The 21,855-nt window shown below is 72.6% G+C and carries 23 protein-coding genes; 11 read left to right on the top strand and 12 right to left on the bottom strand.

The window, feature by feature from the left end:
• Positions 1-57: 57 nt before the first annotated feature.
• Positions 58-924 carry an iron-sulfur binding domain-containing protein gene (locus Mco01_RS20240; protein WP_204058456.1) on the bottom strand — a complete coding sequence of 289 codons (867 nt, stop codon included), beginning with the start codon at positions 922-924 and terminating at the stop codon, positions 58-60.
• A 137-nt stretch (positions 925-1,061) separates the two neighbouring features.
• On the opposite strand from Mco01_RS20240, the gene Mco01_RS20235 reads away from it, so the two are divergent.
• A complete protein-coding gene (locus tag Mco01_RS20235) occupies positions 1,062-1,766 on the top strand; it encodes a hypothetical protein (protein ID WP_204058455.1) in 705 nt (234 codons plus the stop codon).
• Positions 1,767-1,792: 26 nt separating this feature from the next.
• On the opposite strand, the gene disA is transcribed toward Mco01_RS20235, so the two are convergent.
• The 5 genes from disA to Mco01_RS20210 form a co-directional block, all read right to left on the bottom strand.
• Positions 1,793-2,866, bottom strand: coding sequence for a DNA integrity scanning diadenylate cyclase DisA (disA, locus tag Mco01_RS20230; protein ID WP_204058454.1), 1,074 nt, complete (start codon positions 2,864-2,866; stop codon positions 1,793-1,795).
• Positions 2,867-2,954: 88 nt separating this feature from the next.
• A complete protein-coding gene (gene radA / locus Mco01_RS20225; protein WP_239103759.1) occupies positions 2,955-4,382 on the bottom strand; it encodes a DNA repair protein RadA in 1,428 nt (475 codons plus the stop codon).
• Between the two features lie 102 nt (positions 4,383-4,484).
• A complete protein-coding gene (gene trxA, locus Mco01_RS20220; protein ID WP_204058452.1) occupies positions 4,485-4,799 on the bottom strand; it encodes a thioredoxin in 315 nt (104 codons plus the stop codon).
• Positions 4,796-5,176, bottom strand: coding sequence for a MerR family transcriptional regulator (locus tag Mco01_RS20215; RefSeq protein WP_204058451.1), 381 nt, complete (start codon positions 5,174-5,176; stop codon positions 4,796-4,798). The genes trxA and Mco01_RS20215 overlap by 4 nt, the downstream gene beginning before the upstream one ends.
• 99 nt (positions 5,177-5,275) lie before the next feature.
• Positions 5,276-5,974, bottom strand: a complete 699-nt coding sequence (locus Mco01_RS20210) for a class I SAM-dependent methyltransferase (RefSeq protein ID WP_204058450.1) — start codon at positions 5,972-5,974, stop codon at positions 5,276-5,278.
• Between the two features lie 154 nt (positions 5,975-6,128).
• On the opposite strand from Mco01_RS20210, the gene Mco01_RS20205 reads away from it, so the two are divergent.
• From Mco01_RS20205 to Mco01_RS20180, 6 genes are all read left to right on the top strand, one after another.
• Positions 6,129-6,944, top strand: a complete 816-nt coding sequence (locus Mco01_RS20205) for a sugar phosphate isomerase/epimerase family protein (protein ID WP_204058449.1) — start codon at positions 6,129-6,131, stop codon at positions 6,942-6,944.
• A gap of 40 nt (positions 6,945-6,984) precedes the next feature.
• Entirely contained in the window at positions 6,985-7,755 is a 771-nt protein-coding gene (locus Mco01_RS20200) for a class I SAM-dependent methyltransferase (protein WP_204058448.1), read from the top strand.
• Positions 7,752-8,417: a TetR/AcrR family transcriptional regulator gene (locus Mco01_RS20195; RefSeq protein WP_239103758.1), complete on the top strand. Its 666-nt coding sequence runs from the start codon at positions 7,752-7,754 to the stop codon at positions 8,415-8,417. The genes Mco01_RS20200 and Mco01_RS20195 overlap by 4 nt, the downstream gene beginning before the upstream one ends.
• Before the next feature lie 238 nt (positions 8,418-8,655).
• Complete coding sequence (locus Mco01_RS20190; protein WP_204058447.1) at positions 8,656-10,758, top strand: (Fe-S)-binding protein; 2,103 nt, start codon at positions 8,656-8,658, stop codon at positions 10,756-10,758.
• 160 nt (positions 10,759-10,918) lie between these two features.
• Entirely contained in the window at positions 10,919-11,713 is a 795-nt protein-coding gene (locus Mco01_RS20185) for a hypothetical protein (RefSeq protein WP_204058446.1), read from the top strand.
• Positions 11,710-12,780, top strand: a complete 1,071-nt coding sequence (locus tag Mco01_RS20180; protein ID WP_204058445.1) for a glycosyltransferase — start codon at positions 11,710-11,712, stop codon at positions 12,778-12,780. Before Mco01_RS20185 ends, Mco01_RS20180 begins: the two co-directional genes overlap by 4 nt.
• Before the next feature lie 76 nt (positions 12,781-12,856).
• On the opposite strand, the gene Mco01_RS20175 is transcribed toward Mco01_RS20180, so the two are convergent.
• From Mco01_RS20175 to Mco01_RS20165, 3 genes are all read right to left on the bottom strand, one after another.
• A complete protein-coding gene (locus Mco01_RS20175; RefSeq protein WP_204058444.1) occupies positions 12,857-13,363 on the bottom strand; it encodes a MarR family winged helix-turn-helix transcriptional regulator in 507 nt (168 codons plus the stop codon).
• Positions 13,364-13,453: 90 nt separating this feature from the next.
• Positions 13,454-13,843: an STAS domain-containing protein gene (locus Mco01_RS20170; protein WP_204058443.1), complete on the bottom strand. Its 390-nt coding sequence runs from the start codon at positions 13,841-13,843 to the stop codon at positions 13,454-13,456.
• A 110-nt stretch (positions 13,844-13,953) separates the two neighbouring features.
• Complete coding sequence (locus tag Mco01_RS20165) at positions 13,954-15,006, bottom strand: PP2C family protein-serine/threonine phosphatase (protein WP_204058442.1); 1,053 nt, start codon at positions 15,004-15,006, stop codon at positions 13,954-13,956.
• Between the two features lie 133 nt (positions 15,007-15,139).
• Between Mco01_RS20165 and Mco01_RS20160 the strand changes: the two genes are divergently transcribed.
• The gene (locus Mco01_RS20160) at positions 15,140-15,421 is read left to right on the top strand and encodes a metal-sensitive transcriptional regulator (protein ID WP_036324345.1); all 282 of its coding nucleotides are present in this window, start codon (positions 15,140-15,142) and stop codon (positions 15,419-15,421) included.
• 109 nt (positions 15,422-15,530) lie between these two features.
• Here the strand turns inward: Mco01_RS20160 and Mco01_RS20155 are convergent, their stop codons facing one another.
• Both Mco01_RS20155 and Mco01_RS20150 read right to left on the bottom strand, forming a co-directional pair.
• On the bottom strand, positions 15,531-15,692 hold the full coding sequence (locus Mco01_RS20155) for a hypothetical protein (protein ID WP_169806330.1): 162 nt from the start codon (positions 15,690-15,692) through the stop codon (positions 15,531-15,533).
• 174 nt (positions 15,693-15,866) lie between these two features.
• Positions 15,867-17,324 (bottom strand): hypothetical protein, encoded by a 1,458-nt coding sequence (locus tag Mco01_RS20150; RefSeq protein ID WP_204058441.1) that lies wholly within the window; start codon positions 17,322-17,324, stop codon positions 15,867-15,869.
• A gap of 195 nt (positions 17,325-17,519) precedes the next feature.
• Here Mco01_RS20150 and Mco01_RS20145 point away from each other — a divergent pair, with 195 nt between their 5' ends.
• Positions 17,520-18,740: a mannosyltransferase family protein gene (locus tag Mco01_RS20145; protein ID WP_204058440.1), complete on the top strand. Its 1,221-nt coding sequence runs from the start codon at positions 17,520-17,522 to the stop codon at positions 18,738-18,740.
• A gap of 102 nt (positions 18,741-18,842) precedes the next feature.
• Complete coding sequence (locus Mco01_RS20140; RefSeq protein ID WP_204058439.1) at positions 18,843-19,877, top strand: endonuclease/exonuclease/phosphatase family protein; 1,035 nt, start codon at positions 18,843-18,845, stop codon at positions 19,875-19,877.
• On the opposite strand, the gene Mco01_RS20135 is transcribed toward Mco01_RS20140, so the two are convergent.
• On the bottom strand, positions 19,786-20,313 hold the full coding sequence (locus Mco01_RS20135; RefSeq protein ID WP_204058438.1) for a gamma carbonic anhydrase family protein: 528 nt from the start codon (positions 20,311-20,313) through the stop codon (positions 19,786-19,788). The two genes, Mco01_RS20140 and Mco01_RS20135, sit on opposite strands and share 92 nt — an antisense overlap.
• A 191-nt stretch (positions 20,314-20,504) precedes the next feature.
• Between Mco01_RS20135 and Mco01_RS20130 the strand changes: the two genes are divergently transcribed.
• Positions 20,505-21,710, top strand: coding sequence for a coiled-coil domain-containing protein (locus Mco01_RS20130; RefSeq protein ID WP_204058437.1), 1,206 nt, complete (start codon positions 20,505-20,507; stop codon positions 21,708-21,710).
• The last annotated feature ends 145 nt before the right edge of the window (positions 21,711-21,855 follow it).

The following is a 21,855-nucleotide window of genomic DNA, read 5'->3' as shown; positions in this document are numbered from 1 at the left end:
ACCCGTCGCGTCGTCGTCGTGGGCCGCGGCCCGACCCGTCGGGCGTGAGGGAGAGGGTCAGGCGGGGAGGCGGTAGGTGCCGTCGGGGAGGACCTCGGCGAGGCCGTCGTCGAGGAGGCCGTCCAGGGCCCGCTCGCGCTGCGCGTGGTCGGCCCACACCGCGTCCAGGGCGTCCTTGGGCACCGGGCCGTGGGCCTCCCGCAGAACGGCCAGCAGCCGTCCGCGGCACTGCCGGTCGGTCCCGGCGTACGTCTGGCCCTGCCGTACGGGACCGTCGTGGGCGGGCCGTCCGGCGAGCCGCCACGCGCACAGGGAGGCGACGGGGCAATGCTCGCAGCGCGGCGCGCGGGCGGTGCAGACGAGCGCGCCCAGTTCCATGACCGCGACCGCCCAGCGGGGCGCCCCGACCGGCGGGATCAGCGACTCGGCGAGCCGCCGCTCGGCCGACGTGGTGGCCTTGGGCGGGTACTCCTCGCCCCGGACGGCCCGCGCGAGCACCCGCCGGACGTTGGTGTCCAGGACGGCGTGGCTGCCGCCGTACGCGAAGCTGGCCACCGCCGCGGCCGTGTAGTCCCCGATGCCCGGGAGGGCGCGCAGCTCCTCGTACGACGAGGGCACGCGGCCGCCGTGCGTCTCGGTGACGGCCCGGGCGCAGGCGTGGAGGTTGAGGGCCCGGCGGGGGTAGCCGAGACGCCCCCAGTGCCGCACGGCCTCGCCCGGGGACTCCTTGGCGAGCGCCTCCGGGGTGGGCCAGCGCTCCATCCACTCCGTCCACACCGGCAGGACCCGGACGACCGGCGTCTGCTGGAGCATGATCTCGCTGACCAGGATGCCCCAGGGGGTGGCGTCCGGCCGCCGCCACGGCAGGTCGCGGTTGTGCTCGGCGTACCAGTCGAGGATGGGCTCGCGCAGTGAGACGGACACCGTCCGACCCTATCGCCGCCCGTGCGCGACCGATTAGGGAAAGCCCGTGGACAGCCAGGGCCAGGGTTTCCCCTGCGAACGGGCACGGGACGGCGAGTCTTTGCCCGCGCCGCGCCACGGCTCCTCATACTGTCCGCATGGATCCGGACACGTTCCGTGGTGATGTGGGTGTCGAAGGGGCGGACGTCTACTGGCGCCGCCGGGTGTCGGTGCTCACGGGCATGCTCGTCGTCGTGGCGGTGGTGGCGTGGGCCTGCAGCAGCGCCTCCGGGAAACCGGACGCCGCAAAGTCCGTCAGGGCGACGCCGGGGCCCGGCGACACGATGGTCGTCGCGCTTCCCTCGGCTCTCGCGTCGAAGATCCCCTCCCCTTCTCCGAGCGCGCCCTCCCTCTCGCCGGGCGCGACCGGCTCGCCCTCGCCGTCCGCGCCGCCGCCGAAGCCGCGCCGCCCCGGCGATCCCTGCGACTCCAAGGACCTGGTCCTCGCCTTGCAGAGCGGCCAGGACGTGTACGGCAGGGACAGCGCGCCGACGTTCGTGCTGACCGTCGTGAGCACCGGACGGATGGAGTGCACGGTCGACCTGGGGCCGCGGACGCTGGAGATGCGGGTGCTGTCGGGCGGGCAGCGCGTCTGGTCCACCGCCGACTGCGTGGCGGGTGACGGCGTGGACCGCCAGATGCTCGAGCGCGGCATCCCGTTCGTGCGCACGATCCGGTGGGACCGGCACAGGTCGGGCACCGACTGCGAGGGCAAGCGGCCGGCGGCCGGCCCGGGGACCTATGTGGCGACCGCCCACGCCGGGCCGATCAGGAGCTCGCGCGTGGTCTTCCACCTCCGCTGAACCGGCGGCGGTCCCCGCGCGGAGGTCTACAGATAGCGCTCCAGGATGGACGACTCGGCCAGCCGGGACAGGCCCTCGCGGACGCTGCGGGCGCGCGTCTCCCCGACGCCCCCGACGGACTGGAGGTCGTCGGTGCTGGCGGCCAGCAGCTTCTGCAGGCCGCCGAAGTGGTCGACGAGCCGGTCGACGATCGTGCCGGGCAGCCGCGGCACCTTGGCGAGCAGGCGGAACCCCCGGGGGCTGACGGGGCGGTCGAGCGCGTCTGCCCCCGTGTAGCCGAGGACCCCCGCGACCTTCGACAGGTCGAGCAGGCCGGTGGAGGACAGCTCGTCGAGCTCCCGCATCGCCTCCAGATGGTCGGGCGGGTCGGGCACGTAGTCGCGGATGATCTGCTCGCGGTCGCGCTCGACCCCGGCCACCAGCTCCTCCAGCTGGAGGGAGAGAAGGCGGCCGTCGGTGCCGAGCTCGACGACGTACCCCTCGATCTCCCCGGCGATCCGGCGAACCATCTCCAGCCGCTGGACGACGACGGCGACGTCGCGCACGGTCACCAGGTCTTCGATCTCCAGGGCCGATAGCGTGCCCGAGACCTCGTCGAGCCGGGACTTGTAGCGCTCGAGGGTGGCGAGGGCCTGGTTGGCCTTCGACAGGATCGCGGCCGACTCCTCCAGCACGTAGCGGACGCCGTCGAGGTAGAGGGCGATGATCCGCATCGACTTGCTGATCGAGATCACCGGGTGACCGGTCTGCTTGGCCACCCGCTGCGCCGTGCGGTGGCGGGTGCCCGACTCGTCGGTGGGGATGCCGGAGTCGGGCACGAGGTGGACGGCCGCCCGGACGATCCGCAGCGGCCCGCTGTCGAGCACGATCGCGCCGTCCATCTTGGCCAGCTCGCGCAGACGGGTCGCGGAGAACTCGACGTCCAGCTCGAAACCGCCGGTGCAGATGTCCTCGACGACGCGGTCGTAGCCCAGCACGATCAGGCCGCCGGTGTGGCCGCGCAGGATGCGCTCCAGGCCGTCCCTGAGGGCGGTGCCCGGAGCGACCGCGGCGAGCACGGCTCTCCTGTGGTCGTCGGATCCCTTGTCGTTGTCCAGCACATGACCCCCGCGGTCGGACGGCTACCCCGCCTGCGAACGCCCCTGCGGGCTCAATGACGTCATCAAGCTTACCGGCGTAACAGGGCCTTCACCTTACGTGCGTGAGGGCATCCCACACGTTCTGCACCTCGGTCACCTCGAAGCCCGGAGTGAACGACGTGGTGCGGGCGGCCGGCTCGCGCAGCGCGACCAGGTGGCCGCGGCTCTGCGAGCGCTCCAGCCGTGGGGCGTCGTCCTCCAGCGATCCGGACGGCACCAGGGCGCGGGTGAACCCGAGGCGGGCCGCCTCCGCGAGCCGCCGCCGCACGTCGCGCACCGGCCGCAGCTCGCCCGCCAGGCCCACCTCGCCGAGCGCCACCAGCCCGGTCGGCAGCGCCGTGTCGCCGGCCGCACTCACCACCGACAGCATGAGAGCCAGGTCGACGGCGGGGTCGGTCAGCCGGATGCCCCCGACGGTCGCGGTGAACACGTCGCACTTGCCGATCTTGGCGTTGAGCCGCCGCTCCATCACGGCGAGCACCATCGCGACCCGGTAGGAGTCGAGCCCGGAGGAGGTGCGCCTCGGCTGCGGGGCCTCGGTCGGGCCGACCAGGGCCTGCAGCTCGGCCGGTATCGGCCGGGTGCCCTCGATGGTGACCGTGACGCACGTGCCCGGCACCGGCTCGGGATGGCGTGAGACGAACAGCCCGCTCGGGTCGGCGATCCCGGTGATGCCGCGCTCGTGCAGGTCGAAGCATCCGACCTCCTCGATCGGGCCGAACCTGTTCTTCACCGCGCGCACCATGCGCAGACGGGAGTTGCGGTCGCCCTCGAAGTGGAGGACGACGTCGACCAGGTGCTCCAGCACGCGGGGGCCGGCGATCGAGCCGTCCTTGGTCACGTGACCGACGAGCACCGTCGCCATGCCCCGCTCCTTGGCGATCCGGACGAGGTTGCCGGCCACCTCGCGGACCTGGGTGACGCCCCCGGGCACGCCCGTGGCGTCGGCCGACCCGATCGTCTGCACCGAGTCGACGATCAGCAGGCCGGGCCGCACCTTCTCGACGTGGGCGACCAGGGCCGAAAGGTCGGTCTCGGCGGCGAGGTAGAGGCGGTCCTCGATGGCGCCGATGCGGTCGGCCCGCATGCGGACCTGGGAGGCCGACTCCTCGCCGGTGACGTAGAGCACGGTCTCGCCGGCCGCCGTGCGGGCGGCCGCCTCCAGCAGCAGCGTGGACTTGCCGATGCCCGGCTCGCCTGCCAGCAGCACGACGGCGCCGGCGACGAGGCCGCCGCCGAGGACGCGGTCGAGCTCGGGGACCCCGGTGGTGCGGGCGTGCGCGAATTCGGCCTTGACCTCGCCGATGGGGACGGCGGGGGCCGAGACGGCGCCGGGCCTGACGACGTGGACGCCCTGCCGCGCGCCCGCCTCCTCGACCGTGCCCCACGCCTGGCACTCGCCGCACCGGCCGACCCACTTGACGGTCGTCCAGCCGCACTCGCCGCACCGGTAGGTCGTCTTCGCTGCCTTGGTCACGACCGGGAGGCTACCGGCCGCCGCCGACATTCCGCGCTCACACCGGGCACGGGCCGCCGGCATCCGGCGGTCCCGGAAGGCCGCCCGGCCCGTCGTGAGGCGTCAGATGTGGCCCTCGAGATCGGCCAGCAGCAGGCGCTTGGGCCGGGCGCCGACGATCTGCCGGACGACCTCGCCGTTCCGGTAGAGGTTCAGCGTGGGGAAGCCCAGCACGCCGTACCGCTGGGCGATCTCCGGATGCTCCTCCGCGTCGAGCTTGGCGACCGTGAGACGGTCGGCGTACTCGTCGGCGATCTCCTCCAGGATCGGCGCGATCATCTTGCAGGGCGGGCACCAGTCGGTCCAGAAGTCGACCAGCACCGGCCGGTCGCTGCGCAGCACCTGCTCCTCGAAGTTGTCGGCCGTCAGCGTGATCATGGTTCTCCTCGTCGCGTCACCAGGCAGCCCGGGCAGGCCTCGGCCAGCTGGGCGGCCACCTCGGACCGGCGGGCCAGCAGGGCGCGGATCTCGCCGTCGATCTCGCCGAGCTTGCGCCGGTAGACCGCCACGGACTCCGGGCAGGAGCCCCCCGACGGGTGTCCCGAGCGCAGGCACTCCACGAACGGCCGGGCGTCCTCCAGCGTGAACCCGACCGCCATCAGCGCGCGGATCTCCGTGACGAGGCGGACGTCGCCCTCGTCGTACTCCCGGTACCCGTTCGCCGACCGCCGGGCCCTGATGAGCCCCTGCTGCTCGTAGTAGCGCAGGGCCCGGGTGCTCACCCCGGCCCGTCGCGCCAGCTCGCCGATCCGCATGTCCTCCCGGCCCCTCCCCGGCCCCTGTAGCCACGACCGTAAGCGTTGACGCCGGTGTCAAGGTCAAGCCCCCGCCGGGGCCGGATTCATCCCGCGGCGTCAGAAACGGCGCCACCGGAGCACGTTGGGGTAGGGGATCTCCAGGCCCTCGGTCTCCTCCGCCGCCGCCCGCGCGACCTCCGGCGTGAACTCGATCCGCAGCACGGCCTCCAGGTCGGCACGGGAGGAGAAGGACATCCGCAGGTCGAGCTCCCGCCGCTGCCACCCCTGCCGGGACCAGAACCGCTCGACGGCCTCCGGGGAGTACGACGGCACCGACCTGCGGAACCAGCGGCCGAAGGCGCCGCGTGAACCGTCCAGGTCCACCACGAACGCGGCGCCGCCCCTGCGCATCACCCGGGCGAGCTCCCGCAGCCCGGGCTCGCAGCCGGGTCCGAAGAAGTACGCCCAGCGGGCCACCGCCACGTCCACGGACGCGTCCGGGACGGGCAGGGCCTGCGCGGTGCCGGTCCGCACGGAGACGTTCCCCAGATGCGCGCACCGGGCGGCGGCCCGCGCGGCGAGGCCGGCGTGCGGCTCGACGCCGACGACCCGGGCGGCCTCGGCCGCCATCGGCGGCAGGTGGAACCCGGCGCCGCAGCCGACGTCGAGGACGTGGGCGCCGTCCCAGGCACGTACGGCCCGCATGGCGGTCTCGACCGCGCCCTCCGGGCCCACCGCGCGGTTCTCCACCTCGTACACCTCGGGGGAGTTCCAGATGTTCGGGCTGGGTACGGCCCCGTTCGCGATCCGAACCATGGCTCAACGATAGTTGGCGATCTTGGGTACATCATTGTGGCGACGCGTCAACGGGGCCGGGTCCGGCTTAGGCTGGATCCGTGAACGGGCGCAGGGAACGAACGGACGGCCACGGCCATGGGGGCTGGAATGTGCCCGTTGAGAGGGCGACGTCATGAGTGACATCCGCGTGCCCAACGCGAAGGTTGCGCTGTCGACGGCGTCGGTGTACCCGGAGCGGACGCCGGACGCCTTCGAGCTGGCCGCCCGCATCGGATACGACGGTGTCGAGATCATGGTGGGGCAGGACCCGGTCAGCCAGGACGTGGAGGTCCTGCAGCGGCTCAGCGACCACTACCGGATCCCGATCCTCGCCGTGCACGCGCCGTGCCTGCTGGTCACGCAGCGGGTGTGGGGCCGCGACCCGTGGATCAAACTGCGCCGGGCGCGCGAGGCGGCCGAGCGGCTGGGCGCGCAGACCGTCGTGGTCCACCCGCCGTTCCGCTGGCAGCGCGACTACGCCAGGGAGTTCGAGGCCGGTCTCGCGCGGATGCGCGAGGAGACCGACGTGGTGTTCGCGGTCGAGAACATGTTCCCCCTGCGGGCCCGTGGCAACGAGGTCGTCCCGTACGCGCCTGACTGGAACCCGATCGACTACGACTTCCCCCAGGTGACGCTCGACCTGTCGCACACGGCGGTGTCGGGCTCCGACGCGCTGGAGATGACCGCCAAGCTCGGCGACCGCCTGGCCCACCTGCACCTGGCCGACGGCGTCGGCACCACCAACAAGGACGAGCACCTCGTCCCCGGCCGGGGCTCCCAGCCCTGCGCCCCGATCCTGGAGCGCCTGGCCGGCAGCGGTTACCGCGGCCTGATCGTGCTGGAGATCAACACGCGCAAGGCCGCCAGCCGCACCGAGCGGATCGACGACCTCACCGAGGCGCTCGCCTTCGCCCGCCTCCACTTCGCCGCCTCCCCCACGACGGCATGAGCGGATCGCCGGCCCGCGGCCCTGTCGCCCTGGAGGAGCGGTGACCGAGGGAGTCGAGGAGAGCCACCTCGTCTTCGACCGCGTCGCCGAGGAGTACGACGCGGCCCGGCCGCACTACCCGGAGGGGCTCTACGTCGCCCTGCAGGACCTGTCCGGCGTACGGCTGGCGGGGGCACGGGTCGTGGACGTGGGCGCGGGCACCGGCATCTCCACCCGGGGCATGCTCGACCGCGGCGCCCGGGTCCTCGCCGTCGACCGCGCGGCCCGCATGCTGTCCGTGCTGAGGGCCCGCACCTCCTGCGGGGTGCTGCTGTCCGACGGCAACGAGCTGCCGTTCCGCGACGGCGTGGCCGACCTGGTGACGTACGCCCAGTCGTGGCACTGGCTCGACCCCACGCTGTCGGTCGCCGAGGCCGTACGGGTGCTCAGGCGAGGCGGCGCGGTGGCCGGCTGGTGGAACACGGTGGACGCCGGCAGGGCCGACTGGCTCGCGGCCTACCACGTGCGGCTGGCGGAGTCGTGCGACGGGTACGTCGGGCCGGCCCTGCCCGGCTGGAGCATGCCGCCGATCGCCGAGGCCATGGGCGACGCCGGGCTCGACGTGGCCGAGACCTGGGTGGGCTGGACCCGAACCGTGCTGCTCGACGACTTCCTGACCGACCTGCGCTCGCACTCCTACGTGGCCCGGCTCGACACGGGGGAGGCCGGCGAGCTGGTCGCCCGCGAGCGCGCCGAGCTCGCCAAGGTGTTCGCCGACGGCCGGCTGACCGTCCCCATGCGGGTCTACCTCGCGACAGGGCGCACCCGGTGACCGAAGGACGGGCCCGGGCCCGCGGGCAGGGCGAGGTGACCGAGCGGCGCCGGCGGCCCGGCCGCCGTCCCGGCTCGGCCGACACGCGCGGGGAGATCCTGGCCGCCGCCCGCCGGGTCTTCGCCGAGAAGGGGTTCGACAAGGCCACCATCCGCGGCATCGCCCGGGAGGCCGGGGTCGACCCGGCCCTGGTGCACCACTACTTCGACACCAAGGAGGGCATGTTCGTCGCGGCCATGAAGCTGCCGGCGGAGCCCACGGCGGTGATCCCCGGAATCCTCGCCGGGCCCCGGGAGGAGATCGGCGAGCGGGTGGTGCGGTTCATCCTGACGCTGACCTCCGACCCCACCTCCCGGGAGCAGATGCTCGGGGTGGTCCGCACGGCCGTGGTCAACGACGAGGCCGCGGCGATGATCCGCGAGTTCTTCACGACCGCGATCCTGGCCCGCATCGGGGCCGGCCTGGGCATCCCGCCGCTGCGGCTGCAGGCCGCCTTCGGGCAGATGATGGGCGTGGTCATGATGCGGTACATCCTCCGCCTGGAGCCGCTGGCGTCGGCCGAGATCGAGGATCTGGTCGAGCTGCTCGCCCCGACGATCCAGCGCTACCTCGACGAGCCGGGCCGGGGCGACGCGGCCGGCCCCGGCGTCTCCCGCGGCTGACCCCCCTTATCGGGCTACAGAGCTTTGTTCTAGTATCGATCTTCTCGGGATGCCGGCATGGCAGCCGGGGCGGAAACAGTGACGCGCGCCACGGCCGATCGGTGACGGAACACAAGTTACCGGCGGGTACCATTCGGTGTGCCCTCGTCGGGCATTTCCACAGGGCGCGACCTCGTCGTCACTGTGGATGACCGGCGGACATACGCTGGCAGCCAAGCGTCGGATATGGGAGGCACCCGTGCTCTGGGTAGCGATAGTCGGGCTCGTCGGGACCGTGGCCGCGGTCGCGCTGGCGGGCCGTCGCGTGCTGTTCCTCTACAGGCTCGCCACCAGCGGCCAGCCGGCCCCGGAGCGTGTCGCGTACGCCAAGGAGCACGTGGGCGCCGAGATCAGGGCGCAGCTGGTCGAGGTGTTCGGGCAGCGGAAGCTGCTGAAGTGGACCCCGTCCGGCACCGCGCACTTCTTCGTCATGTGGGCCTTCTTCATCCTGGCCACCGTTTATCTCGAGGCGTACGGCGCTCTCATCCAGGGAGCGATCACCGGTAAGCCCGATTTCCACATCCCGATCATCGGCACGTGGCCCATTCTCGGTTTCCTTCAGGATTTCATCGCGGTGGCCGCGCTGATCGGCCTGATCGCCTTCGCCGCGATCCGGGTGAAGAACTCGCCGAAGAAGCTCGGCCGCGGATCGCGGTTCTCCGGCTCGCACCTCGGCGGGGCCTGGCTCATCCTTTTCATGATCTTCAATGTGATCTGGACGATGTTCCTGTTCCGGGGATCGGCCGTCAACACCGGAAACTTCCCGTATAAGTCGGGCGCCTTCGCGTCGGATCTGGTCGCCAGGGTCCTCCCCACGAGCGACGTCCTGGAGTCGGTCGGCCTGCTCCTGCACATCGGCGTCATGCTGGTGTTCCTCGTGATCGTGGTGAACTCCAAGCACCTGCACATCTTCACCGCGCCGCTGAACGTGCTGTTCTCCCGCCGTCCCGACGGCCTGGGGCCGGCGCAGCCCATGCGCTCGAACGGCCAGGTGCTGGACTTCGAGGAGGCCGACCCCGAGGTCGACGTCTTCGGCCGGGGCAAGATCTCCGACACCTCGTGGAAGGGCTTCCTCGACTTCTACACCTGCACCGAGTGCGGCCGCTGCCAGTCGCAGTGCCCGGCCTGGATCACCGACAAGCCGCTGTCGCCGAAGATGCTCATCCTCGACCAGCGCGACCACGCCTTCGCGGTCGCGCCGTACCTGCTGGCGGGGGAGAAGGAGAAGGAGGGCTTCTCCGAGGACGTACTCGCCCTGCTGGACAAGCCGCTGGTGGGCGAGGGCGGCGTCATCCACCCCGACGTGCTGTGGTCGTGCACCAACTGCGGCGCGTGCGTCGAGCAGTGCCCGGTCGACATCGAGCACATCGACCACATCCTCGACATGCGCCGCTACCAGGTCATGATCGAGTCCTCGTTCCCGTCCGAGGCTGGCGTCATGCTCAAGAACCTCGAGAACAAGGGCAACCCGTGGGGGATGTCCGAGATGAAGCGGGCCGAGTGGATCGAGGAGCTCGACTTCGAGGTCCCGGTCATCGACTCGACGATGCCCGACGACGTCGAGTACCTGTTCTGGGTCGGCTGCGCCGGCGCCCTGGAGGACCGGGCCAAGAAGACGACCAAGGCCGTGGCGGAGCTGCTGCACATCGCGGGCGTGAAGTTCGGCGTGCTCGGCCCGATGGAGGCGTGCTCGGGTGACCCGGCCCGCCGCCTGGGCATGGAGTTCCTGTTCACCATGCTCGCCCAGCAGAACATCGAGACCCTCAACGAGGCGGGGGTCAAGAAGATCGTCGCCACCTGCCCGCACTGCTTCAACACCCTGGCCAACGAGTATCCGCAGCTCGGCGGATCCTACGAGGTCGTCCACCACACCCAGCTGCTGTCGCACCTGGTCGAGGAGGGCCGGCTCACCCCGGTCACGCCGATCGAGCAGAAGATCACCTATCACGACCCGTGCTTCCTCGGCCGGCACAACAAGGTGTACGCCCAGCCGCGCGACATCATGGCGAAGGTGCCGGGCGTCCAGACGCAGGAGATGCACCGGTGCAAGGAGCGGGGCTTCTGCTGTGGCGCGGGCGGCGCCCGCATGTGGATGGAGGAGCGGATCGGCAAGCGCATCAACACCGAGCGCGTGGACGAGGCGCTGACCACCGATCCCGACACCGTGTCGACCGCCTGCCCGTTCTGTCTCGTCATGCTCGGCGACGCGATCAACGAGAAGAAGAACGCGGGTCAGGCCAAGGAGTCGCTGGAGGTCGTGGACGTGGCCCAGCTCCTCATCAAATCCGTCAAGGCCGGGTAAACCGCCCTTTGCCGGTGGTGCGCACTATTTGTTGAATTCACCTGTCAGTTCGACAGAAAAAGGTGACTTCGCGGCCACCACCGGCAAAGCCTTTCTCCACATAACAGGAAAATCACGGTAACCTCAACGTTGGCTCAATCGACGGGGAGGGGGCTGGACGGTGGGCGTTGTCGTTACCGACGCGGAGGTCACTCTGGCCGACGTCCTCTCCCTGCGCCTGGCGATCGAGGAACCGCTCACCGACGGCACCCGGCTCGTCCTGCGCCACCGGACGACCGGCGTGGAGCGGCAGGTCACACTCGGCACCCCGCGGGGGCGGGCGCGGGACGCGAGTGTGGCGGTGTCGCTCGCCCCGCTGGACCTGACCCCTGGCCGCTGGGACGCCTACCTGGAGCAGGAGGGTCCCCGCGACCGCATCCAGAGCGTGGACCCCGGCTTCTCGCTCGACCGCCTCGACGCGTACGCGCTGGGCAGGCGGACGATGGCCTACCGTGCCTACCGGACCCGCAACGGCTTCCTCGCCATAAAGATCGACGAGGCGGAGCCGGTTGCCGACGTAAGGGCCGTCTGGTTCCGTGAGGGCCGATTCGAGGTGACGGGGCTCCTCGCGTACACCGGGCTCGACGACGACGACCAGCCGCGCGAGGCCACGCTGGCGCTGCGGCACAGCGACGACGAGGCGACGGTGACCGTCGCGGCCACGGTCAAGGGGGTCCGCTTCCACGCGGCGCTGTCGCTGTGCGACGTGCTCGCCGCGACGCCCGACTCCCAGGGCGTCTGGGAGCCCTCCCTGCAGGTCGACGGCGTCGACGGCCGGATGCCGCTGGGCGCGCGGCTGGACGACGTCGAGGGCAAGCGCCGCCGGGTGCACTACCCGAGGGCGCTGGTGGACGGGGTGCCCATCCGGCCCAGCTACACGCCCGACGACGAGTTGCGGCTCGAGGTGGGCGTGTGAAGATCACCTTCCTCGTCCCCACGGCGTACGGCATGCGCGGCGACGCCCGGTCCACCCTGAACCTCGCGAGCGAGCTCGCCGTCCGCCACGAGGTGGAGGTCGTGAGCGTCCGGCGGACGAGGGAGACGGCGTTCTTCCCCGTCGACCGCCGGGTGACCATGCGCTGGCTCGTCGACGCCCGCCCCGGCGCGCGCCACCTGCTGCCCCGCGGGCAGGTGCGGATCGAGGTGGCGCTGTGGCGGATGCTGCGGGGGCTGCGGGCCGATGTGCTGGTCACCGGCCGGCCCGGGCTGAGCCTGCAGTCCGCGCGGCACGCGCCGCGGCACGTCGTCCGCATCGCCAGGGAGTGGGGGCGGCCGTCCGTGCCCGCCCCCGTCCGCCGCTTCTACCCCCGGCTCGACGCGGTGGTGACCAGCGGGGAGAGCAGCCGTCAGGAGTGGGCGCGGCTGCTCGACGACGACCTGTCCGTCCACGCCATCCCCGATCCGCTGCCCGCGGGCCCCTGGCCGCGCTCGCGAATGGACAACCGCATCGTCAGCGCCGGCGGCCGGCTCGTCCCGGGCAAGTCGTACGACCGGCTGATCAGGGCGTTCGCCGTCGTCGCGGACAAGCGGCCCGACTGGCGGCTGCGGCTCTACGGCAGCGGGCCGGAGGAGCGGCGCCTCCGCGCGCTGGTCCGCGACCTCGACCTGCACAACCACGTCTACTTCATGGGCACCACGCCCGACCTGCCCGGCGAGTTCGCCAAGGCGTCGATCGTGGCCGCGCCCGCCCGCCACGAGGGGCTCGGGATGGCGGTCCTCGAGGCGCTGGGCTGCGGGGTCCCGATCGTCGGGTTCGCCGGGTCGCGGGGCTCGTCGGAGATCCTCCGCGCCGGCCACGACAGTGTGCTGGTCCCCGAGGGGGACGTCGAGTCGTACGCCGGGGCGCTGCTCGCCCTCGTGGACGACGAGCGCCGCCGCATGGCGCTCGCCGCCGGCGCGCTGGAGACCGCCTCCGCGTACGCCGCGCCGGCCGTCGCGGCCCGCTGGCAGGAGCTCATGTACGGCCTGCGCTCCCGCGACTAAGGCGCCCCGCCCGGCCTGGGCGCCGTCCGATCTGGGCTCCCGGGACCGGCCCACCCCGTCCGGGCTGGGCGGCCGATCAGGCGGGCGGGAGGTCGGGCCAGCCGAGCGGCGAGGACCCGCCGGCGGGCGGCTCGCCCCCGGCCTCGCTGAAGGCCCGCATGGCCACGACCAGCGCCCGGCGCTGCTCCGGGGGCATGCGTCCCAGGATCGCGGTGATCTCCGCCGTGCGGCGGGCCGTCACCTCCTCCACGATCCGCCGCCCCTCGGGGGTCAGGCCGACGAGCGTCTCCCGGCGGTCGTTCGGGTTCACCTCACGCCGGACGAGACGGGTCGCGGAGAGCCGGTCCACCATGCGCATGGCGGTGGAGGGGTTGACGCCGAGCCGGTCGGCCAGGCGGACGAGCGTGGCCTCCCCCTGCGCGATGACCACCAGCATCCGGAACTGGGGAAGGGTCACCCTGTCCTCGACCGCGGCCAGCGACCGCGCCGAGACGGCCACCAGCAGGCGGGACGCGGTGAGCACGGCCGAGGCCACGGCTTCGAGATCGTCGCCCGTGGGCTCGTCGCCCGCCTGCTCCGCCATGTTCCCCGGCTCCTCCCGTTCGCCCGGGGGTATTGCATCACGGGCCGGCGCCGGGCACGTGTCCGGGACGGCGAAGGCGGCGTGGGAGGGTCAGGCCGGAGGGCGTCGTACCAGGTCGGCCGCGGCGTCGTCGACGGTCGCGAAGATGGTCAGCTCCGCCTCCAGGCCCGTGATCCGCAGAATCCGCCCCAGCCGGCCGTGCACGCCGCTCAGCGCCATCCGCCCGCCGGCCGCGCCGATCGCGGGCAGCGCCCCCATCAGCACGCTCACCCCGGTGGAGTCGCAGAAGGTCAGCATCGAGGCGTCCAGCACGATCCGCGGCGGGGCCGACATCGTCACCGCCTGCGCGAGGCAGGAGCGCAGGGCGGAGGCCGACATCATGTCCAGCTGGCCCGCCATCTCGATCACGACGACGTCGCCGCGCATCCGGGCGGACGCCGAGAACGGGTGGCCGGATGGCCGCGGCCTCTCCTGCTCCATGATCTCGCCCGCTTCCGCTGCCCGTGCGTGTTCTTGGTTGGGGCTCGTCCCGGTTTGCGACTGTACCGGCCGATCGGCCAATCATTGCACAGGGCAAAGAACGGACGCGGTCAGGACCGCTGCCTGCGCAGCAGCAGCATGGCCGCGTCGTCCGGGAGCGGCCCGCCGACGTGCGCGAGCAGGTCCGCCCGAAGGCAGTCCAGCGCCGCCTGCGGCTCGCCCGCCCGCAGCAGCGCGGCCCGTTCCTCCAGCGGGTAGAACCGCCCGCGCGCGTCGCGCGCCTCGATGACCCCGTCGGTGTAGAAGAGGATCTGGTCGCCCTCCGCGAACCAGATCTTGTACGGCTTGGGCCTCGGCGAGCCGAGGGAGACCAGCCCGAGCGGGGGCGCCTCCTCCTGCGGCTCGGCCGGGTGGACCGAGCCGTCCCCGCCGAGCACGAGCGGGGACGGATGCCCGAAGTTCAGCAAGGAGATCTCGTCGTCGTGCACCTCGGCGAGGACGGCCGTGACGAACTTCTCGCCGCCCAGGTGCCGGGAGAGGCTGGTCTCCAGCCGTTCGCCCACGTCCGCGAGCTCGGCCTCGTCGTAGGCCGCCTCGCGGAACGCGCCGAGCACCCAGGCGGCGGTCTCCACCGCGTCCAGCCCCTTGCCCTGGACGTCGCCCACGAGCAGCCGCACCCCGCGCGGCGTCGTGACCACCTCGTACAGGTCCCCGCCGATCTGGGCGTCCGCCGCGGCGGAGGTGTACGACAGGGCGATCCGCAGGTCGCCGGCGCGGCGGGGCACCGGGCGCAGCAGCACCCGCTGGGCGGCCTCGGCGACGAGACGGACGTTCGCGAGCTCGCGTTCCCGCCGGTTGCGCAGCCGGCTGGCGAGCATGCTGGCCGCGGTGACCCCGGCGATCGTGAAAAAGGTGATCATGTTCTGCTGCCTGCCCAGCAGATGGTCGTAGACGGACAGCGGCAGGCAGATGGCCAGCGCGATGCCGCCGACGGCGGCCGTGTACCGGACGCCGCCGGACACCGACGCGAACGCCGGGCCGAGAGTGAGCAGGGACAGGAAGCCGAGCCGGGGCCCGGCGAGCAGGTCGAGGACGGCCACCGCCCCCATCACGGCGAAGGGCAGCGAGCGGAGTATCGTCTGGGACTCCATCGCAGACTCCATGGCCGGCTCCGTGCCAGTCCAAGAATCCTTCCCCGGTCTCTCCCGAGCTACCCCTTGGTAAAGCGGCCTACCGGCCCCGGGGGCCCGAGCGACGACCGGCGCGAGCGATACGGGTCATGGGTATCGTGGGGGCATGCACGGGTACAGCGGAGACAAGCAGGCCTACCTCACCCGGCTGCGGCGGATCGAGGGGCAGATCCGGGGACTGCAGCGGATGGTCGACGAGGACGCCTACTGCATCGACGTCCTCACTCAGGTCTCCGCGGCGACCCGCGCCCTGCAGGCGGTGGCCCTCGGCCTTCTGGAGGACCACATCTCGCACTGCGTCGCCGAGGCGGTGGCCGGCGGCGGCCCCCAGGCCGAGGAGAAGGTCAAGGAGGCGTCGGCGGCCATCGCCCGCCTCGTCCGCTCCTGACGGACGCCGGCGGTCGAACACCCGGCCGCCGGGAGGACGACTGCCTAGTCCGAAAAAACCATCCCGGACCCCCTACGGGAGTCCGGGATCGTTCGTGCTCTCAGAGCCTTCAGCGACTCGCCGAAGTCCGCAATCCGAGCGCGTTGTCGAGCTCTTCCAAGGTCAGTCGGTCATCTGTGAAGTTGACGGCCTCCAGCACCTCTGCGTAGAGCGCGATCTCGTCCAACGCGACACGGTCGTGGACCCGAGAGTCCAGGTCGTCGTGCCCCACCGCGTCGTCCTTCCTTCCGCAGCCCACACCCACCACGAGGTTACGTCCGGGTACCTTTGCGCGACATGGCCCATCGGGACCATTCCGGCGGGCGTCCCTCGTCCCTCCCTGACCATTTCCCCGATAGGGAGATCACGATTCGGTGAAAAGGACGGTGATGAAGGGAAGGGATTGCTAAAGCGGAGGTAAGGATGAAATATCCGTATTTCTAGTTTCGAACAGCCATCCGGATTCCTCGGGGTCCCGCGGGTGGCCGTTTGAGGCGGCCTCCGGGCGCGGGTCGTCGCGCTGGTGGATCAGGCACTGCACGAGCGCCGAGCAGACGGCGAAGCCGGCCGGGGGCGCCGCGATCCCGGTCAGCCGGCACCAGGCCAGCCCCGTGGCGTACGCCGAGCCGAGGACGGCGGCGGCCGTCCCCCGGTCGGGCGGGACGAGCGCCGGCGGGAGCTCGCCGCCCCGCGGCCAGCAGCCGCGCAGGGGATGGGACGGGTCGGCGAGCGTGACGTAGAGCGCCTGCCGGAGCTCGTCGTCGATCCAGGGGTAGAGCGCGGTCACCACCTCCGCCGTCCCCGAGGCGCCGGGCGCGGCCCAGGAGGGCTCGTACGCTCCGCAGACGCCGGCGACGTCGGCGGCCAGCAGCGACGCCGCCACGGAACGGGGGTCCATGCCCCGGGAGGCCGTGTAGCCGAGCGCTTCGGCCAGGTCGTAGAAGCTGTGCCGGAAGTGCTCGCCCGGCGCGGTCTCCGGCAGCGCGGCGGCGGCCAGGTGCGGCGGGCAGCGGGCCAGCCAGGCCTCCCGCACGGCTCCGCCGGGAAGGGCGTGGTGGTCGAGCCAGGGCCGGGCGAGCAGCGGCTCGGCCATCGCGAGCAGCGCGTCGGCGCGGGGCCGGAAGCGGGCGTCGGCGCGCAGCACGGTCGCGGTCTCGGCCATCAGCCCGGCCAGGCGCAGCCCGGCCTCCTGGGCGCCGGCGCGCACGCGCTCGGCGTACAGGTCGACGAGCGCGGCGAGCGACCCGGCAGGCAGCCAGCGCACCCAGTCGTCGCCCGGCAGCGGACGGGCCAGGAACTCGCCGAACATCGACAGCAGCACCTCGTTGCCGTCGAAGGCCGGCGCGTAGGCGGCCCACATGATCGTCCCCCAGACGGCCGCCACGGCCCCCGTCACGTCGTCGGCGAAGACCTCCCGGAACGGCCCCTCGGGCAGGGGGAACGCCTCACGGGGCAGACCGCGGTGGGCCAGCAGCAGCGCCCGCACGCGCTCGGTGATCTCGCGCGGCACGTCGGGCCCGACGAAGCCCTGGGTCGACCCCCGGTCGTACGCGAAGTCGGGGCCGCCGGGCACGAGCAGATGTGGGACGACGACGCCCGGCGGCTGCGGCCGGGCGGCGGCCCGTACGGCCGGGTGCAGCGGAGGCGGGGACAGGTGCCATCGCCCGTCCACCCGGTCGAGGCGGTACCAGCGGCCGAGGGCCCCGAACAGCCAGCGGGAGCCGTCGGGGGTGACCAGGGCCCGCTGGGCGATGGCCTGGGCGCGGCCGAGGGGCGGGAGCAGCGCCCAGCGCGGATCGGCGACCAGGGCGCGGACGTCGCGCTCCATCGCCGTGAACCCGTCCCAGTGCATGTCCCAGTGCACCCGGCAATGGTAGTTCGGCCGTCCGACAGGAGGCGGAAGGGCCGGACCGGCGTACCGTCGTGAAAGTTTCACCCGATGGAAACGCCCGATTTGGCGCGGCTGACCTGGGGAAACGGCGAGATTTCCCAGGACGGCCCGCGAACCCCCATATTTGCCTCTTGGCATGGCCTCTCAGGACGTATTCCATAGGTGCTCGTGACCGAGACCCAGCAGGCCGCGAGCGGCGGGACCACCGCGGAGGAGACGACCGGGGACGCCGAGGCCGCGGAGGCGGCGCAGGCGTCGGGGGCGTCGGGGCTGGAGGCGGAGGCGCCACGCTGGTGGCACCTGCGCCCCGCCGACAGCATGGCCCTGCTGATCTGGTTCTTCTGGCACGTCGCGACGTACATCTACATGGTGCTGGCCGCGCCGGGGCGCACCGACGCGCCGATGCTCGACCGCCTGACGCCGTGGGACAGCGACAACTTCATCACCATCGCCCAGTACGGCTACGACGGCTCGCCGGGCATGCCGGACGCGCCGAAGCTGACCGCGTTCTTCCCCGGGCTGCCGCTGTTCCTGCGCGTCCTCCACGTCGTGGTGTCCGACTGGAGCCTGGCCATCGTGCTGGTGACGCTGGTGGGGAGCGCGGTCGTCGCGGTGGCGCTGTCGCGGCTCGGCGAGTCCTACCGCGAGGGCAGCGGCACGTGGACGGTGCTGGCGTTCTTCCTCAGCCCGTTCGCGGTGTTCATGCTGGCCGGCTACTCGGAGGCGCCGTTCCTCGCGCTGGCGGTCCCGGCCTGGCTGCTCGCGCGCAGGGGGCGCTGGGAGGCGGCCGCCGTCTGCGCCGCGTTCGCGTCGTCGGTGCGGATCTCCGGGCTGTTCCTGGCGGCCGGGCTGGCCGTGGCCTTCCTCGTGTCGGACAACGGGCTGCGGTCCACGGGCTGGCGCAAGGCGCCGTGGCTGCTCGTCCCCGGCCTGCCCGTCCTCGCGTACATGCTCTACCTCTGGCACCGGACCGGCATGCCGATGGCGTGGAAGCAGGCGGAGGCGGACTACTGGGGCCGGTTCCCCGAGAAGCCGTGGACCGTCTTCCTCAACACGTGGGACCGGTCGCTGAACGAGCCCGTCCTGCAGACGTCGTACCGCGAGGAGATGATCGCGGCGGGCGTGCTCGTGGCGCTCATCGTCTGGCAGGTCGTCCGGCGCCGCTGGGCCGACTTCGCCTATCTCGCGCCGCAGGCCGTGGCGCTGCTCGCCATGTCGTCGTTCTACATGTCGGTCGGCAGGGCGTCGCTGCTGTGGTGGCCGCTGTACCTGTCGGTCGGCGTCACGGCCGTCCGGAGGCCCTGGGTCTTCATGGCCTACCTGGCCGTCGCAGCGCCGGTCATGGCAATCAATGTAGGAAATTTCACCACTGGCGCGTGGGTGGGTTGATCCGCATCTGGATACCTTCTCCCTCTATGGGGGGATTTGTCGTCAGGCCCTCCTGATCACGGACGCCCGTTAGGGCTCCCGGCTGACGGGAGGTAGTGGCGCGTGCGAACGGCAGGGGGACGTCGCGGCGACGCGACGGGACTGGTGGTCTGGGGGGTGGTCCTGGCCGCTCTGGTGATCGGCCGGGCGCATCCCGCCGCGGCGGCCCAGGGGGCCGCCTTCGTGAACGGCATCGTGAACGTGCTGACCTACAACGTCTGCGCGTCGGGCAACAAGGCCGGCACCTGCGTGGCCGACCTGACGTACGCGCGGAGGAAGACCTGGGCGCGGCAGGTCGCCGACCTGATCAGAGGCAGGAAGGTGGACGTGGCCTCGTTCACGGAGATGTGCTACGCCCAGGTGAGCCTCCTGAAGCGGGCGCTGCCCGGCTACCGGATCGTCTGGTACGGCTACGCCCGGGGGTGCGGCCCCGGGCGTTCGGACGGCTGCCGCCGGCTGTGGGGCGACCTGACCGACGAGACGACGCCGCCCGACGGCCTGACGTTCGGCGTCGCCCTCGCGCTGAGAGACGGGACCGAGGGGCCGCCGCTGCGCCGCCGCCTGCGCGTGGACCACGCGCCGCGGGCGGGCGAGGTCGTCCACCCGCGCGGCCTGCTGTGCGCCCGCGGCCCGGTCGGCCCCGGCCGCGCGGTGAGCTGCGTCACCCACCTGTCCGACACGGAGACCCCGAGGCAGGTGCTGCGGCTCGTCACCTCGTACGCCGGGGGCGACCCGGTCATCCTCACCGGCGACTTCAACCGGATGCCGAAGGACCCGCAGCTCAGCCCCCTGTACGGCATGGGCGTCGGCGACGGCCCGTACGCCGAGGCGGACGCGGCCTCCTGCGGCGTCCCGGTCCGGGGAGGGGAGGCCACCACACGGGGAGGCCGGAAGATCGACTACATCTTCGGCACCGAGGCGGACTACCGCCCGCTGCGGGCCGCAGTGATCGACACCCGTCCCGAGCTGTCCGACCACCGGGCGCTGACCGGCACCTTCGCCGCGGTCACGACGCCGCGGACGCCTCCGAGTGGCGACGGGCCTTGGCGCGATATCGCTCAGGAGTCCCGGCGAAGGAGGCCCGGTCGGCGTCGGTGAGCTCACGGACGATCCGGCCGGGAACGCCCGCGACCAGCACCCCGGCCGGGATCGTGGCTCCCGGCGGGACGACCGCGCCGGCGGCCACCAGCGTCCCCGCACCGATCACCGCGCCGCCCAGCACGATCGCGCCGATGCCGACGAGCGCGCCGGTCTCCACGCGGGCGCCGTGGACCACGGCCCGGTGCCCCAGGCTCACCCGGTCCTCCAGGACGGCCGGCTCCCCGGGATCGGCGTGCAGGCAGCACAGGTCCTGGATGTTGCAGTCCGCGCCGACCTCGATCCGCTCGTCGTCGCCGCGCAGCACGGAGCCGTACCAGACGTTGGCGCCGCTGCCGAGCCGAACCCGTCCGACGACGACCGCGCCGGGCGCCACCCAGGCCTCCGGGTGGATGTCGGGGATGGCGTCGCCGTCCAGGGCAGCTATGTACGACATGTCGTCATGATCCCACGCGGGCCTTTCGGGGAGCGGTGCCGGTGTCCTGCATTTTCCAGGGGAGCCAGGGCGTTCGGGTTGCGATGTCCACCGGATAGCAGGAAAGTCGTGTCCTGACGTGCGTTACCGTCGTTGATCTCCGACCCCCAGGGCTTTCCATGACGAACCAGACCGATAACTTCCCCGACCTCATGAGTGACGACTCCTTCGAAGTCGTGATGCGCGGCTACAGCCGCCGGCAGGTGCACGACTACATGATCAGGACTCGTAACCAGATCCGAGACCTGGAGGAACGGCTCGCGCGCACGATCGACCAGGCGGAGCAGAGCCGCATCGAGCTGGCCGAGGCGCGGCGCAAGATGGCCGAGTCCCCGCAGAACCCGGACGAGCTGGGCGAGCGGCTGAGCCAGATCCTCAAGCTGGCCCACGAGGAGGCGGCGGCCAACAAGGAGGCGTCCGAGACCGAGGCGACCCGGCTGCGGGAGAACGCGTCCGCCGAGGCGGAGCGGCTCGTGATGTCGGCCCGCGAGCAGGCCGACGCGATCAGGACGGCCGCGCAGGAGGAGGCCGAGCGCCGGGTCGCCGACGCCACGGCCTCAGCAGAGCGGCTGCTGTCCCAGGCGGGCTCGGAAGCCGAGGAGACGCTGGGGTCGGCGCGCGCGGAGGCCGAGGAGACGCTGCGCGCGGCGCGCGCCGAGGCGGAGCGCCGGCTCACCAAGGCCCAGCAGGAGTCGGAGCGCCTGGTCACCGAGGCCCGCAGCCACGCCGAGTCCATCATGTCGGCGGCCCAGCAGCGGGTGAACGCGCTCGACGAGCACACCGGCCGCCGCGTCGCCTACCTGACCGACACCCACGCGGAGGTCATGCGCCGGCTGGGCGAGATCGGCTCCGTGCTGGGCGACCTGCTGAACCGGGAGTCGGCCGCCGGGCCGCTCATCGACGAGGCCGCCGTGCTGCCGCCCGCGCCGCAGTTCCCGCCCACGGCCCACCAGGAGCCCGTCCAGGAGACCTCCGCCGTACGGCCGCAGGCGCCGGCCGGGCAGAACGGGCACGGCGAGCAGGCGGCCCCCGCCGAGGCGACCCACGAGGACCGGGCCGAGACCCCCGAGCTGTCGGAGCTCTCGGAGCACTCCGGGCACTCCGAGCGCGGCGCGGCCGGGGACGCCGAGGAGCCCGGCGACATCGAGGACGGCCTTCCCGGTGCTCTCGGCGGCGGCCTTCCCGCCGAGCCCGCGGGCGACGTCCCCGGCGACTTCCCTGGGGACGAGGGCGTGCGGATCATCGGCGGCGACCGGCCGGCGGAGCGCGGTCCGTTCGAGCCGGCCGAGGACACCGACGTCGACCTCGGCCGGGTGCGGCCCGAGCCGGGCCGGCAGGAGCCCCTGAACAGCAAGTGATCGCGCGGCCCGGGCGCGCGCCGGCGCGCGCCCGGACTGGAAGACGCGTCCGGACTGGAACGGGCGCCCGGACTGGAAGACGCGCCCGGCGCGCGTCCGGACGGGAGCGCGCCCGGAGAAGGCGCGCCCGGACTGGAAGCGGAAG

The organism is Microbispora corallina (assembly GCF_016863035.1).
Classification (GTDB): domain Bacteria; phylum Actinomycetota; class Actinomycetes; order Streptosporangiales; family Streptosporangiaceae; genus Microbispora; species Microbispora corallina.
The sequence above is the reverse complement of the archived record's forward strand: the minus strand, read 5'-3'. Positions and strand labels throughout refer to the sequence as shown.